Source organism: Dolichospermum flos-aquae CCAP 1403/13F (assembly GCF_012516395.1).
Lineage (GTDB): Bacteria > Cyanobacteriota > Cyanobacteriia > Cyanobacteriales > Nostocaceae > Dolichospermum > Dolichospermum lemmermannii.
Genome location: NZ_CP051206.1, coordinates 3,457,873 through 3,473,086 on the forward strand (window position 1 = coordinate 3,457,873; position 15,214 = coordinate 3,473,086).

Below are 15,214 nucleotides of genomic sequence, written 5' to 3' on the forward strand. Positions count from 1 at the left end.
AACCTAAATTATTAAACTTTGTGTTGGGTTTCCTTGCGTCAACCCAACCTACAGTTTTTGATTTTAATAATCTTCATCATCATATATATTATCTATACAATCGCATTCATAATTACCTTTGATTTCTTGATTAAAAAATTCACCAATGGAATCTGCTGATTGAAAATCTTCCCAAGTTTCTGCTTCTACATCAAAATATTGGTAAACTTCACCACTTTGGAATTCTACTTGCAAAATTTGTGAATCAGCATCATAACCAATTGCATAAGCTACAGAAGAATTAACAGGTAGCATGGGAATTTCTTCTTCTGCGGGTACAGTATCAGAAATTATCTCATTTAGTTGTTTTAAGCCTTCGTAAGCCTCTACTGGTGCGGAAATTTGCATTAATTCAAACTCGTTGCCTCTGTCGAGTAATAATTGCAAATATCCCTCAGAGTGAGAAATTGCCAATAAACTGCTTAAATCCATTTTAGATAGCTTCATTGCTTTACTCCCTAGAGGTAGATGACATTGAGAACCAAATTTATATAGTACGAAGTTACTACATTCGTGTTTGGCTGTCAACTACCACAGGAAATTGGTGGAAATCTACCCTGCGGTACTAGCTTTTCTGGCGCAAAAAATCAACAATTGTTCTTTCTTGACTAATTAATCTAGAAGATTTAAGATATACTTTCTTTTAAAGCATAATGCAGTTAGTTAAGACGCATATTTTTGTGACTTTTAATTGAGTTCCCACTCATTTTTTACCTATGACAATCACACTGACTATTCCCGGAATGGCTTGTTCTGCTTGTGCTAGTAATATAACCAAGGCAGTTAAAGCTATTGATACTAATGCTATTGTGGAAGCTGATACCAAAACCAAGTTTGTCAATGTAGATACTCAAGCTTCAGAAACTGCTATTAAAGAAGCTTTGACTGCTGCTGGTTATCCTCCTGCTTAAAATCAAATCCCCGACTTCTTTGAGAAGTCGGGGATTTTGTTATTTCGGCTGAATATGATGGGAAATTTGGAAATTATTTGTCCTTCTGTTTTCATTTTGAAAAGTTATTTTAGATGCAATTAATCAATCAGATTTATAGATTGTTTTCAAGAATCTAGCCTTTTTATATAAGTTGTAAATTGACTATTTTTCGATATTGGATAGTATTTGTGCGAATTGCGTCACAATATGTTAGAATTATAGCAAAATATGACAACTATTCAAAGTTAATTTGACATAATTTTGTCTTTTGTCAAGTTGAAGCCTAAAATCTACATTTTTTTGGAGTTTTCGAGTTTATGACAACCTCACAGGAGAGGATTATCCCGACGGATTTGCGAGGTGAAATGTCGCGGTCTTATCTAGAATACGCCATGAGCGTCATTGTAGGTCGGGCGCTGCCAGATGCTAGGGATGGTCTCAAACCTGTGCATCGTCGCATCCTCTATGCCATGCACGAACTGGGTTTACTACATGATCGCCCTTTCAGGAAATGCGCCCGTGTGGTCGGGGAAGTTTTGGGTAAATATCACCCCCACGGTGATACAGCAGTGTATGATGCTTTGGTGCGGATGGCGCAGGATTTCTCCATGCGATCGCCTCTCATCAGTGGACATGGTAACTTTGGTTCAGTGGATAATGATCCGCCGGCGGCAATGCGGTACACAGAATGTCGTCTGCACGCCCTAACCAGTGTAGCCCTCCTCCAGGATATTGAAGCCGAAACCGTAGACTTTGCCGATAACTTCGATGGTTCTCAACAAGAACCCACAGTTTTACCCTCCCGCATTCCTCAACTTCTCCTCAATGGTTCTTCGGGGATTGCTGTGGGAATGGCCACAAATATTCCTCCGCACAACTTGGGAGAATTGATTGATGGATTAGTGGCACTAATTCACAATCCCGAAATAACTGACATTCAGTTAATGCAGTATATTCACGGTCCCGACTTCCCGACTGGGGCGCAGATATTGGGAGTCACTGGCATTAAAGAAGCTTATACCACTGGACGCGGTTCAATTACCATGCGGGGTGTGGCTAATATTGAAACCATTACCCAACGCAACCGTCCCGAACGGGAAGCAATTATCATCACCGAATTGCCTTACCAAACCAATAAAGCGGCATTAATTGAAAAAATTGCCGAATTGGTGAATGATAAACGCATTGAGGGCATTTCCGATATCCGGGACGAGAGCGATCGTGACGGCATGAGAATTGTCATAGAATTAAAACGTGATGCCTATCCCCGCGTCGTTTTAAACAATCTTTATAAACAAACCCCTTTACAGTCTAACTTTGGGGCGAATATGTTGGCACTGGTCAACAGTGAACCCCAAACCCTGAACCTCAAACGTTTCCTCAGCGTCTTCCTAGATTTCCGCATTCTCTCCATTGAACGCCGGACTCGCTACGAACTCAGGAAAGCCCAGGAACGAGATCACCTATTACAAGGCTTATTAATTGCCCTATCACGATTAGATGCAATTATTGTTTTAATTCGTCATGCACCGGACGCACCCACAGCCAAAGGTGAGTTAATTACCACCTACGGACTGTCGGAAGTGCAAGCAGACGCAATTTTGCAAATGCAACTACGGCGGTTAACAGCATTAGAAGCCGATAAAATTCGCCTCGAACACGACGATTTACAAGTTAAAATTAGCGATTTAGAGGATATTTTAGCTAGACGGGAACGGGTGCTAGAAATCATTGAAACGGAAATTAGTCAAATTAAAACCAGCTTTGCCACACCCAGGAGAACAGTAATTACTCATGGGGAAGGAGACATAGATGATATTGATTTAATTGCCAATGAAAAGGCGATTATTCTAGTAACAGAACAAGGTTACATCAAACGGATGCCCGTCAACACCTTTGAATCCCAAAGTCGGGCTACCAGAGGTAAAGCGGGGGCAAAAGTCAAAGATGATGATACCATTGAGCATTTTTTGACCTGCTGCGACCATGATAGTATCTTATTCTTTAGCGATCGCGGAGTCGTGTATTGCCTGAGAGCATATCAAATTCCCGTCAGTTCGCGCACCAGTCGGGGGACACCGATTGTACAAATGTTGCCCATTCCCAAAGAAGAAAAAATTACCTCTATTGTCCCCGTAGACGAATTTAGCAGCGAAGAATATCTCGTCATGCTCACCAAAGGCGGTAACATCAAAAAAACCGTCCTGGAAGCATTTAGCCACATTCGCGCCAACGGATTAATTGCCATATCCTTAGAAGAAGGCGACCAACTGCGCTGGGTGAGAAGAGCTAGAGTAGAAGACAGCATCATTATCGGTTCACGTCAAGGTATGGCCATTCACTTCCGCTGTACTCATGATCAACTGCGTCCCTTGGGTAGAGCCACTCGTGGTGTAAAATCCATGAAACTCAAGAACAAAGACGAACTCATCGGTATGGACATCCTTCCTGCGGCTATTCTTGATACCTTAGCTACTGTCATAGAAGGGGAAAGCGAAGAAATCGAAGAAACCGCAGAAATTGAAGAAATTGTAGAAACCGCAGAAATTGCCGAAATCGAAAATAGCGAGGAAATTGTAGAAGTCAGCAACGCCAACAGTACCGGACCTTGGGTATTAGTGATTACCATGGGCGGTTATGGCAAACGCGTTCCCGTTTCTCAATTTCGACTGCAAAACCGTGCTGGTCAAGGTTTAATGGCCACCAAATTCAAAAACCGCAAAACCAAAGACAAATTAGCCACCTTGCGAATTGTCAACAGCGACGAAGAAATCATGATGGCCACCAATCGCGGTATCATTATTCGTCAAGCGGTCAATGCCATTTCTATTCAATCCAGATCAGCCACCGGAGTCAGAGTGCAACGTCTAGACGAAGATGATGCCATTACCGGAGTTGCAATTGTCCCCCCCGACACAGGTGATAATGGGGAGCTAGAAGAAGCAGAATAGACAATTAACAAGAAACAAGATCCCCGACTTCTTAGAGAAGTCGGGGATCTGAATTCCTTCCTTTAGGTACTTTAGGACACAAGGAGATGATCAAACTCGGACAGCAAAAGATTTCTAAATCCATTAAATATTATACCTTATCTTTTATCAGTGGCATATTCATGGGAACGACCGTTGCCCCTATTGGTGCATGGTTTCTAGCCTGGATTGCCCTTGTACCCCTATGGATACTAATTATTAAATATACATCCAAAACAGATCCCCCTGCCCCCCGCCCCCTGCCCCTTGCCCTAATTTGGGGTATCGGTTATCACGGAGTTGCCTTGTCATGGATTACAGGGATTCATCCAATGGATTGGTTAGGTGTCCCCTGGTTGCCTAGTTTAATTATTACCCTCCTTTGTTGGGCATTTATTAGCCTTTGGGGGGGGATATTAGTCTCTGTTTGGGCAGCTTTAATGGTGCGTCTAGATAGGGGAAATCCTTGGTTGCGTGTTCTCATTGGTACAGCCATTTGGTGTGGCTTAGAAAGCCTCTGGAGTGCAAGTCCTCTATGGTGGAGTTCTCTGGCTTACACTCAATCACCGCAAAATCTGGTAATTTTACATTTAGGACAGCTTTCTGGACCAAATACTGTAACAGCGGTAATTGTGGCGTTTAATGGTTTAATTGCGGAATATCTCACGCAATCTCTCTTAGAGATCCCTAAGGGTAGGCGCAAAGGCGCAAAGGAGGAGGGGAGTTTAGGGAAAGGTTTTGTCAATGGTTATTTAATTTTGGCTGTTTCGTTATTAATTATTTCTCATTTTATCGGTTTTATTCTCTACACTGCACCCCTAAATTCAACCCCAAGTACGGCTTTGAAAATTGGCATTATTCAGGGTAATATTCCTAATAAAATTAAGGTTCTTCCTGAAGGTTTACGTCGGGCTATGACAGCTTACACTGAAGGATATTTAAGTTTAACTAATCAAGGTGTCCAAGCTGTTCTTACCCCGGAGGCTTCTATACCTATTTTTTCTCGTGATTTACTTCAAACTCCTTTATTCGCAGCTATTCGGGAAAAGGGTGTAATAGCTTGGATAGGTGCATTTGGTGAACAAGGAAGTAGTTATACAAATAGTTTATTTACGGTTCTTGGGAATGGGGCAATTACTAGCCGCTATGATAAATCTAAACTTGTGCCATTGGGAGAATATATTCCTTTTGAAAATATTTTAGGGGGAATTATTCAACGTCTATCACCGCTAGAAGCACACCAAGTTCCGGGTAAAGCCAAGCAAATTTTTAATACTCCTTTTGGAAGAGTAATTATTGGTATTTGTTATGAATCAGCTTTTGCGGAAAACTTCCGATATCAAGCTTCTATGGGGGGAAAATTTATGCTCAGTTCTTCCAATGATGCCCATTATACGGCAGCAATGGCAAATCAACATCATGCCCAGGATATCATGCGGGCAATTGAAACTGATAGATGGGCTGTGAGGGCAACAAATACAGGTTATTCGGCATTTATTAATCCCCATGGGCAAACTCTCTGGAAATCGGCTTATAACACCTATCAAACTCATGCAGAAACTATTTATCCTCGTCAAACTCAGACTTTATATGTGCAGTGGGGTGATTGGTTGACCCCTTTATTGTTGCTTCTAAGTGCTTTAATTTGGCTTTTTTGATTTCCTCTCTACTGTATTTTCCTCTCCCAATAGAAAGTGGTCTGAAAATAGAAGTATTTGCTTGCTGCCTAAGAGGATGTTTGAAAAGTTTTGAATGTATAAATTGACCCCTCTCCAAACCTCTCCCCGACGCGGGGAGAGGCTTTGAAAACCCCATTCCCTGGTAGGGAAGGGGGGCAGGGGGGTTAGGTTTTTGGAGATTATGGGTTTCATCTGATACTTTCCAAACAACCTCTAAGACTATCATTTAAACTATCATCTATTTTTTTGCGGAGTGATGATAAAAACATTATGTCATTTCCTAGATCAGAAACTTCATCTTCATATTCATCCAAGTCTTCAATTTGATTAATTCTTTCTTGGTATTTTACCATCAAATTATCAACAGCTTCGATCATAAATTTGATGTCTTTAAATGATAAATCCATAGCTAATTCCTTCTAGATATGATTGTCACTACTATTCATTAACTTTAGAGAAATATGTGCCTATCTGTTGCAATACTTCTTTATAATCCTCCAATGGCATATCTTGAATGGGTTTCCACAGCCAATGATTATCATAGTCATTAACTAATTCTAGCTGTTCTGGTATTTTTGTTCCTGCTTGTAATTGCCACCAATTTTTACCATATCCTGGATTAGCAAATGTTGATATTCCGCCTGTTGATTCCCCATCTGCTAAAGTAGTCATAACCCACACTTGCCCATCTTTATCATAGCAAGCTATATCTTTATTAGGGCGAACATTATCCATTCTGGGGGAATTGGCATTTCCTTGTCGATAAAGAGTAATTGGTGTTTTGTCCATTAACTGGGCTTTTAGTCTTTAATTTGTGTCTTAAATAGCATAATGCTTGTCAAGATAAATGCCAAAAATATCGCTAAATTACGCAATACATCAATATTACTATGTTTAACAGCGATCGCTATTAATGCCCAAACCGTAACACCAGTATAGGGAATATCTTTGTACCTAATTGCAATCACAGCCGCAATCGTTGTTGCTATAACTAACATAATCATAGTCCAAACTTGACTATTAATACCCCAACCATTCCAACCATAAAAATATAGTGCAGAAGCCACATTTACCACAGTTGCCACAGAAATCCAACCCAAATAAATACTCACAGGATTATGCAAGCATAACTTTTTCGTTTGAGATACCCGCTTTTTGCCAATGCCTAAAATATGATAAATAGCCATCAGCGGTATGAGAATACCGAACATAGCCACAACAGAAAAAGCAAAAAGTCTAGACAAAAATAAATACACCCAAATACTTTGAAAAACAGAAGCAATCACTAACAGATAACCTGTTTTGCGTAAATCTGCATCCTGTTTTTGGTTAGGTAGAAATTGATAAACTGCTAAAGCAAATAATCCTAAATAAATCACTCCCCAAATGACAAAAGCATAGTTAGCAGGAATAATCAACACATCTTTAAATAAAGTGTTAGAAATTGCCCCTATACTCAGTCCATTTAAGGGAAAAATATTTGATGCTACATTCACCACAAAAGCACCAACAACAGCAACTAAAGTTATTAGTTGTCGGATAAAATCTTGATGATGATTAGAAGTAGATTGCTGCATAGATAATTACCAAGTTGGATCACTAAAAAGATGTATCGTTAATTTATCTTTTCCTGGTGGAACTGCGGTAATACAAGCCCGGATAACTTCACCATCATCTAATTCTACAGTACAAGCGTGACAAGTTCCCATTAAACAACCGGTAGGAATGGATACTCCAGCCCGTTCTGCGACATCTAACAAAGCTTCTCCTACTTCGGCATTAACGGTGATATCATCTGGTAAAAAAGTAATTTGCATAGTCTTATATGGCTTTTTATTTGCTAAAGAATAGATGAAAAAGAAGAATTATAAATCACTAATTAGGGCTTACTGAATAAACCGAAAACCTAGATAGATTAAGAGTTTCCCGGTTAAAAAAGTGAATTAGGTGCAAGGAATAAGGATTGAAACCATTAAAAACCTATCACTTTCTGAAATTTGAAACTATTCTTCTCTCCTTCTAATTCTTCCTCCTGACTCGGTGACTCCTGACTCCTAGCCCTCAGGAAAAGACTTTTTCAGCAAGCCCTAATTATTCCCCTAATTATTTTGACATAAAGTTCTATAACTTTCCTCTTTATAGGCATCGCTTCTGGTCAGGTTTGGATTATATAGTAGATAATTTTTTAATATATGGCAATTACTTTCCAGTAATCTTTCTAATGTCATATCCGATAACTTCCGTAAAATTACATGACTATTACCACTACCAGCCGCTAGTATTTTACCATCTGGACTAAAACTAACGCTGCTTAGATCTTCTGCATCACCTTTTAAAACCATCATTAAAACACCTTCTTGATTCCACAACCTGATTTTATTATCACTGCTAACGGCTAGAGTTTTACCATCTGGACTAAACTTAACACTAATAAAACCATCACCATACCCCATCAGGGTTTTTTGTAATTGACCGTTCTCACTCCAAATTTTCACCGTACTATCAAGACTAACAGAAGCTAATAATTTACCATTAGGCGACCAGGCTACACCATTTACCCTGCGAGTATGACCAGTTAAATTTTTGATCATTTCGCCATTACTTGTCCATATTTTTACTGATTTATCATCACTAGCGGAGGCTAGAAATTTACCATTAGGACTAAAACTCACCCAATTAATAGCATCAGTATGACCATTTAAAGTTTTTAGTAATTTACCATCTTGATTCCATAATTTTATGGTTTTATCTTTACTAGCAGAAGCGATAATTTTACCATCTGGCGACCAAGCTACAGCTAAAACTGGATCATTATGACCAGATAATGTTTTTAATAATTTACCATCTTGATGCCATAATTTTATAGTTTTATCTTTACTAGCAGAAGCAATAATTTTACCATCTGGCGACCAAGCTACAGCCCAAACTTGATCATTATGGGCTATGAATTTTTTGAGTAATTTACCTTCCCGATTCCAGATTTTTATTGTTTTATCCAAACAAGCACCGGCAATAGTATTACTATCAGGACTAAAACTAATACTTGTTACCCAATCATTATTAGCTTGGGGATTAGGTAAAATTAGACTATCCCAACGCCACAAAATAATAGTTTTATCTCTACCAGCAGATGCTAAAGTTAGTCGGTCAGGGCTAAAACTAACACTATTTACCCAACCATTATGTCCTCGCAGAGTTCCTAGTAAATTACCATCAATACTCCAAACTCTAACTGTTTCATCCATACTAGCAGATGCTAGAGTATGATCGCTGCTGCTAAAATTGATACTAATAACACCGTTGCTATGTCCAGAAAGAGTTTTGAGTAATTGACCTTCTTGATTCCATAATTTGATTTTTTTATCTAAACTTGCAGAAGCCAAAATTTTACTATCACTAGACCAAGCTATAGCTAAAACAGCATCTTCATGGGCTGGTAAAGTTTTGATTAATTGACCTTTGCTACTCCACAATTTTATGGTTTTATCAGCACTGCTAGAAGCCAAAATTTTCCCATCATTAGACCAAGCTACGGCTAAAACAGCATCTTTATGACCAGATAATGTTTTTAGTAGTTTACCTTCTTGATTCCACAATTTTATGGTTTTATCGGTACTTGCAGAGGCGATAATTTGACCATCAGGATGGAAACTTACACTATTCACTATAGATGTATGACCTAGTAAAGTTTTGAGTAGTTTACCTTTTCGACTCCAGAGTTTAATTGTTTTGTCTTGACTAGCGGAAACTAACATTTGACTATCAGGACTAAAAATAACACTATTTACTACATCTTCATGTCCTGATAAAGTGTTGATTAAAAGACCATTAGGACTCCAAAGTTTAATTGTTGTATCTGCACTAGCTGAAGCTATTAAAGATTTATCTGCACTAAATGTCACCATTCTGATTCCCGACAAATGACCTTCTAAACGATTACGTTCTTTGACTCCATAAACCGCTTGATATAGTGCAGTTAATACCTTCTCTTGAGTAGAAGTATCTATCCATAGAGTTTTTTTTAATTTTTTTCCTGCTTTCAAACTTTCCTTGAGAGCATCAATACCTTTTTGAGAAGCAAATAAAGTCTCACTAGATGCACTTAGAGTTTTCATTTCACTATCTGTGGACGTAATCACAGAAGTAGTTAAGGCAAACATAGCAATAATAGAAGCTGTTAAGGCTATTTTCAGGGCAATATTTAATCTAATTGCACCCAAACGTTGTTTTTCTTGGCTATCGGCTAATTTTGCAAGTAACTCTTTTTCTTTTAATTCTGTGCGTAAATGTTGAATTTCTATTTGACTTGCTTCTTCTCGCTTTCGTAATTCTCTTAATTCTGCCAGTAAATTATCTCCTTGTGAATGGTGTGTCTGTTCTAAACTAACGCCGTTCTGAGTTTTTCTTAATTCACTTTTAAGTCGTTCAATTTCTTGATAACTATTTCTAACCTGATCCCGTAATGTATTAATTTGTGTTTGTAATCCAGATTCCTGTTGTTGTAAATAACGAATTAAGCTGACTAAATAATCATGAATTAATTGATAGCGTTCGGGAACATTGGGAAATATCACAACTAACCCGGAGCGAACTAAAATATCTAAAATCAAGTCTAAGTTACTAGGATCTTCTAACTCTGAGAGTTCTAATGTTAATTCTGTCCGGGTTTTAAAAGGTCTTTTGTTATGATCATCTGTTAATAAATATAAAACCAGGAGAGCGTCCCGTTCGTTTTCTTTTCCACATTCTTTAATTAATTCTTGAATATATGTTTGAATTAACTTATTGGGACGATATGCTTGATACTGGGCAAGGGTAGTAATATATTTATCTTGTAATTGTGCGCCCGCTAATTGCAATTCTATCGGACGAATTTCGCCCAGTTCTGAAGACAAATCAGCAACTAACGCATCAATTAAATCTGGTTCTAATTTGAGTTGGGATTGATTATGTGAACGTTCAGTTAATTTCTGAATGATTTTTCTGGCATTTTCAGGAGAAAAGTTATTAAGTTGATAACGAATATTTTTGTCAAGAATATTATTATTAATTGTTTCGATTGATGAAAGACATTTAAAATCTAGAAGGCGATGTAAATAATCTTCGCGCAAAGTCAAAATAACTTTCACAAAAGATACACCTAAACAATCACTAATAAATTGATCAAATATTTGTTTTTTCTGAATATCTGTATCACCAAAGAAAAATTCTTCAAATTGGTCAAAAATTAACACTGTAATTAAATGATTATCTGCGTTTTCCCGTAATTGTTGCAAAATACTATTAATAGTTGTAGGTATAGAAATATCAGATCGAAATTCTGTTTCCATGGCTGATATTTTTTGCATTTCTAACATGGCCTTGGTAAAGGATTTACCTAATTCTCCTAACCAATCTGTATAGACTTGGAGGACAACTGGTACAGCAATTTGATCACCAACAGCCCGGTTTTGTAGTGCGGGAACTAAGCCAGCCGTAACAGTAGAACTTTTACCAACACCTGACTGTCCATGAATAACTATTAATTTTTGGTCTGCACGACTAATTCTCCCAATTAAGTTATTAACATCATATTCTCTACCAGAAGCGGCAATTTCTAAGGCTATACTATTACTGGCAAATGTAGATATTAAAGTGGGGTTGGTGACTTGTCTTTGCGGTTGTAGCCGTCCAGCCCCAATAAAGGGGACAAAACCATATTGTTGTTCTACAGAACGGAGTTTTTGTTTAATAATATAGGCTTGAAGATAGTGTCCTACTTGAAAGTATAATGATCTTAAATTATGTAATAAGCGAATATAACGATGGGCATCATATTTATGTTCACTGTTTTCTAAAGCTGATGACAGTTGTTGAGATGCTGCATTTATATATTCTTTTGCTCCCGTTATTTGTCCTAGATGATTGAGGGCTTCTGCTAAAGTTAATAAATAAATTTGTTCTAATATCAGAGGAAATAAATAATGATTTGATTCTGGGTGATTTTTTTCTGTTTCTAATTGTAATAGTGATATATGCGCTAAAATACTAGCTTGTATCCAGTTGGAATTATGTACAGCTACCTGTGCTAAAAAACCATAATCACAAACTAATTGGATTTTCCTACCATATATTTGATGTAACTCTAGGGATTTTTTAGCGACAACTTCTAATACTGTCCATGATTTTAAACTATATAAGACTTCTAATAATTGTTCAATAAATTCCGAAACTAAATCTATCCGTCCAGCAATTTCAAATGTTTGTAAACATTGCTGAAAATATGTTTTAGCTGATTGCCAATATCTTTCTCTTGATTTAGGATTTTGTTCGGCAAGACGACAGCAACATAATCCAATATAAAATAATAAAATTGACCGTTTTAAAAGATCAGCATAGGATGAATCAGATAATTCTGCTGTTCTATCAGTTGCATATTCTGTTAGCCATAAGTTTTCTTGATGATGCCAAAAACGCAAACTTTTCTGAAAGTTATTTAAGGCAGAATCAATCCGATTATTGACATAATCATCTATGCCAAAAATAAATTCTAACCTAGCATTTAATTCTGCTTCGATCTCAATCCCCCTATCATACAATTCTTTAATTGCATAATGCAGTTGATCACTGCTAATCCATACTTGTTCTAAGGTGACAGGATTACCTTGTGCATAATTACTTTCTAAAACTCTCGTAAATAGATCGTCAGTTTCTTGGTAGAGAAATTCTAGTAATCCAATAGAAGTCATTTCAAATCTAATTGGTGTAGCTGCCCAACTGGCAAAATCGGGAGCTAACCGCAGGATTTTCTGTAACACTTCATCATTTACCCAAAAAATCATGGGGATTTGATAACGTTTACGAAATTCATCTCGGACTTGATTAATAGAACGCAGGAGATCATCTATTTCATAGATTGATTCAAACCCCATAATCATTAATCCGGCAGGTTGATTAATGGTAAGTTGTAATTGAATAGTGGTATATAAACTTGTAGCATTTTCGGCTAAAGTAATACTTTGAATACGCTCATTTCCCCAACCATTAATTGCTAGTTGTTGCCGGATTATATCTCGCAGAAATTCGTAGTTACAGCACAGCAAGATAACTGAAAACTGATTTTTAGAAAAGGTAATTGCTCTTTCTAAACTACGTAAAGACTGTTGATTAGCAGCGATTATATTCTCTGCTTGCTGTCTTTTAACCATAATTTAAATTTTTCGGTTTCTGCTAAAACTGGGTTAAGTGCAAACCAAACTCCCTGGTGATCACGATATTCAAATACGAATAAACTCCGTAATAAAATATCGTACTCTACATTGCCTCTAACTCGTTGATCTTGGATTACCTGCAAGATTAATTCACTTTCATCCAGATCAATGGCATTAGCCCGGTAATCTCGTTGTCTTTGGATTACTAATTCTACACATTTGCGGTCAAAAGGTGGATCTTGTTCTCGTAAACAATCAAATAGTAGCCCTAATAAGTCGCGGACATGACCACCACTAATCAAACACAAACGATCTAGAGTATCTAGATGATCAAATAATTGGGTAACTAAATTTAAACGATCTGTTGGTGATCTGTCAGGAAAGGCTCTTGCTAATACCATTTGTCGCATTAATCCTAGTCCTTCTGTATTAATTTCTCCAGAACGTTGCCGCACGGGAATCATTGGTAATACTTTCGGTGCAACTCCACCTCCTAAACGATGTTGTAGTTCCGCACTATCATTAGAAAATGTCAAAGCTAAGGGAATTGTGTAAACTATGTGGCAATTCAATTTTCTTAATTGTTCTCCTCGATCAATGAATAAGTATTCTGGTAGCGATCGCCCAGACGGTAAAGGACGAACCGCCACCCGATCCAAGTTATCCACAATCACCACCAATCCCTTCTTCCCCCTAGCTTTTAGCTCCAAATTAGCCCGATCTAATAGCTCTTTATTAATTGATTGTAAGATATTTTCTGTGCGTGGTTCTAGATAGTCTCTTAACCGTCTGCGTAACTGAGGACTTTCTTTAGTTTTCGCCGTAATTTTGGCAATCCCCACAGATAATTCCGCTTCTACCCCCAATTCTAAAGGCGTTTGCAAAAAATCTACCAACTCCCTAAACAACTTAGTAAAGTAACTAGGTTGGACACGCAGTTTCATCGCTTCCAAGTTTTCACTCACCAAACCCGCGATCGCTAATAAAATATCTGTAATATCTATATCTACCATTTCTAAAACATGGGTAGACTCAAAATAGACAACATGAAAATCTCGCGCTTCCAACTCGGCCTTGAGTCGTAGCAATTCCGTAGATTTTCCACAGCCCAAATGTCCCGTAAATAATTGACAGGTTGGTATATTTGGGGAAATCTTTGTAATAGTCCGCAGCAGAGCTTCAATAATTTTTCCCCCACGGACTGAAGTAAAATCAATATAATACATCCGGTCGTCTACATTCTCAATCATCAACGGCCGGGAAGGATTACAAGCTTGATAAAATCTTTCTAAGTTAAGAAGCATAAAAAATTAATTCACGCTGTAATGGTCATAACATGATCTGTCACTATCTCTTTTACAGTGGAAAACCAAACATATCCGCAAAAACCAGGTATAGAAACATAACTAATTTTAGATTTTTCTTCACATCTTCACGCAAGAAAATCCAAAATCAGTATTTACTTGAATACATTCAGAACAAAATCAAAAAAGTAGTAGTCCCTGATAAACAAGCATAGATAACATCTGGATTACTCCCTCTACCTAAGCAAACCAAGATATATCCAATATTGAAAGTTGAGAAAAAATCTGATGATCTGATAAATCTCGCTTAACGCTAATTATTTAAGCTCGGTTACAAATATTACTTTGTAATCAAAAAATATTAGTCCTTGCATGTACCTGTACGTAAACAATCTCCTTGTGGCTCATCTCTACCAGAGACATTAACCACTAACTGTGATTGAGTATAATTTTCGATTCTTGCTTGAGCATTATCTCTAGACAGCTTATTCCCTGCAAAACAAGCACTGGAATTGCACAGATAAACTGACAACACCATTAGTCCTACACCAATTGTTTTTTTCATATCTAAATTCAATTCAGATTTCTATTGCGTAATCAGCAACATTATTTTGATCAATCGTGAAAACTTATTAATCAGCTAATAGTTATAAAAATTGCCAGAAAAATCTGTTTATAGTCTCAAATAAGACACTACAAAGAATGCAACTTTAAAGCGCATTAGTATATTCTTGTCTAGTCAGTATAGGAGTAAATCAAGATTTATACTTGGTTTTACCCAACTACATCTTTGATTGATCCCAGACTGAGATAAACAAGTTATTGTTTTCATTGATTCACAGATTAAAGTTATATCTGTGATGGACAAATCCACTCTTACCCCCCTGGCAGAGTTAATTTAACCACAAGATAACGTGCTTGATACGTATACATTTACTATGGGAAAATCCCGGATAAAAAAATCTTTTTTTGACCAGAAACAAATATAAATATTATCCGTCAACATAGAACAGAACGTAATTTAAAGTACATTTGTATTTAATCGTAAATTTAGAGTATTTTTTTTAAAGCATAAAAAAACCAGATTTAACAAGCTATACA

The 15,214-nt window shown here is 37.3% G+C and carries 10 protein-coding genes; 3 read left to right on the forward strand and 7 right to left on the reverse strand.

Annotated features, from left to right (window positions below):
• Positions 1–63: 63 nt before the first annotated feature.
• On the reverse strand, positions 64–486 hold the full coding sequence (locus tag HGD76_RS16735) for a KTSC domain-containing protein (protein ID WP_168696452.1): 423 nt from the start codon (positions 484–486) through the stop codon (positions 64–66).
• Between the two features lie 269 nt (positions 487–755).
• Here HGD76_RS16735 and HGD76_RS16740 point away from each other — a divergent pair, with 269 nt between their 5' ends.
• From HGD76_RS16740 to lnt, 3 genes are all read left to right on the forward strand, one after another.
• On the forward strand, positions 756–950 hold the full coding sequence (locus tag HGD76_RS16740) for a heavy-metal-associated domain-containing protein (RefSeq protein ID WP_168696453.1): 195 nt from the start codon (positions 756–758) through the stop codon (positions 948–950).
• Positions 951–1,288: 338 nt separating this feature from the next.
• Positions 1,289–3,922: a DNA topoisomerase (ATP-hydrolyzing) subunit A gene (gyrA, locus tag HGD76_RS16745; protein ID WP_168696454.1), complete on the forward strand. Its 2,634-nt coding sequence runs from the start codon at positions 1,289–1,291 to the stop codon at positions 3,920–3,922.
• Positions 3,923–4,083: 161 nt separating this feature from the next.
• Positions 4,084–5,598: an apolipoprotein N-acyltransferase gene (gene lnt / locus HGD76_RS16750; RefSeq protein ID WP_233466901.1), complete on the forward strand. Its 1,515-nt coding sequence runs from the start codon at positions 4,084–4,086 to the stop codon at positions 5,596–5,598.
• A 209-nt stretch (positions 5,599–5,807) separates the two neighbouring features.
• Here lnt and HGD76_RS16755 read toward each other — a convergent pair whose 3' ends face one another.
• From HGD76_RS16755 to HGD76_RS16780, 6 genes are all read right to left on the reverse strand, one after another.
• Positions 5,808–6,026, reverse strand: coding sequence for a hypothetical protein (locus tag HGD76_RS16755; RefSeq protein ID WP_148760048.1), 219 nt, complete (start codon positions 6,024–6,026; stop codon positions 5,808–5,810).
• 31 nt (positions 6,027–6,057) lie between these two features.
• On the reverse strand, positions 6,058–6,408 hold the full coding sequence (locus HGD76_RS16760) for a Tse2 family ADP-ribosyltransferase toxin (protein WP_168696456.1): 351 nt from the start codon (positions 6,406–6,408) through the stop codon (positions 6,058–6,060).
• An 11-nt stretch (positions 6,409–6,419) separates the two neighbouring features.
• A complete protein-coding gene (locus HGD76_RS16765; protein ID WP_168696457.1) occupies positions 6,420–7,196 on the reverse strand; it encodes a TspO-related membrane protein in 777 nt (258 codons plus the stop codon).
• A 6-nt stretch (positions 7,197–7,202) separates the two neighbouring features.
• Positions 7,203–7,436: a 2Fe-2S iron-sulfur cluster-binding protein gene (locus HGD76_RS16770; RefSeq protein ID WP_168696458.1), complete on the reverse strand. Its 234-nt coding sequence runs from the start codon at positions 7,434–7,436 to the stop codon at positions 7,203–7,205.
• A gap of 282 nt (positions 7,437–7,718) precedes the next feature.
• Positions 7,719–12,806 (reverse strand): WD40 domain-containing protein, encoded by a 5,088-nt coding sequence (locus tag HGD76_RS16775; protein WP_168696459.1) that lies wholly within the window; start codon positions 12,804–12,806, stop codon positions 7,719–7,721.
• Positions 12,776–14,113 carry a P-loop NTPase fold protein gene (locus HGD76_RS16780; protein WP_168696460.1) on the reverse strand — a complete coding sequence of 446 codons (1,338 nt, stop codon included), beginning with the start codon at positions 14,111–14,113 and terminating at the stop codon, positions 12,776–12,778. The genes HGD76_RS16775 and HGD76_RS16780 overlap by 31 nt, the downstream gene beginning before the upstream one ends.
• Positions 14,114–15,214: the final 1,101 nt, after the last annotated feature.

Excerpts from the sequence above, each read along its gene's own strand:
- HGD76_RS16780 (WP_168696460.1), bottom strand. The coding sequence starts at position 14,113 with ATGCTTCTTAACTTAGAAAGATTTTATCAAGCTTGTAATCCTTCCCGG.
- HGD76_RS16755 (WP_148760048.1), bottom strand. The coding sequence starts at position 6,026 with ATGGATTTATCATTTAAAGACATCAAATTTATGATCGAAGCTGTTGAT.
- HGD76_RS16760 (WP_168696456.1), bottom strand. The coding sequence starts at position 6,408 with ATGGACAAAACACCAATTACTCTTTATCGACAAGGAAATGCCAATTCC.
- HGD76_RS16735 (WP_168696452.1), bottom strand. The coding sequence starts at position 486 with ATGAAGCTATCTAAAATGGATTTAAGCAGTTTATTGGCAATTTCTCAC.
- lnt (WP_233466901.1), top strand. The coding sequence starts at position 4,084 with ATGGGAACGACCGTTGCCCCTATTGGTGCATGGTTTCTAGCCTGGATT.
- HGD76_RS16775 (WP_168696459.1), bottom strand. The coding sequence starts at position 12,806 with ATGGTTAAAAGACAGCAAGCAGAGAATATAATCGCTGCTAATCAACAG.
- gyrA (WP_168696454.1), top strand. The coding sequence starts at position 1,289 with ATGACAACCTCACAGGAGAGGATTATCCCGACGGATTTGCGAGGTGAA.
- HGD76_RS16765 (WP_168696457.1), bottom strand. The coding sequence starts at position 7,196 with ATGCAGCAATCTACTTCTAATCATCATCAAGATTTTATCCGACAACTA.
- HGD76_RS16770 (WP_168696458.1), bottom strand. The coding sequence starts at position 7,436 with ATGCAAATTACTTTTTTACCAGATGATATCACCGTTAATGCCGAAGTA.
- HGD76_RS16740 (WP_168696453.1), top strand. The coding sequence starts at position 756 with ATGACAATCACACTGACTATTCCCGGAATGGCTTGTTCTGCTTGTGCT.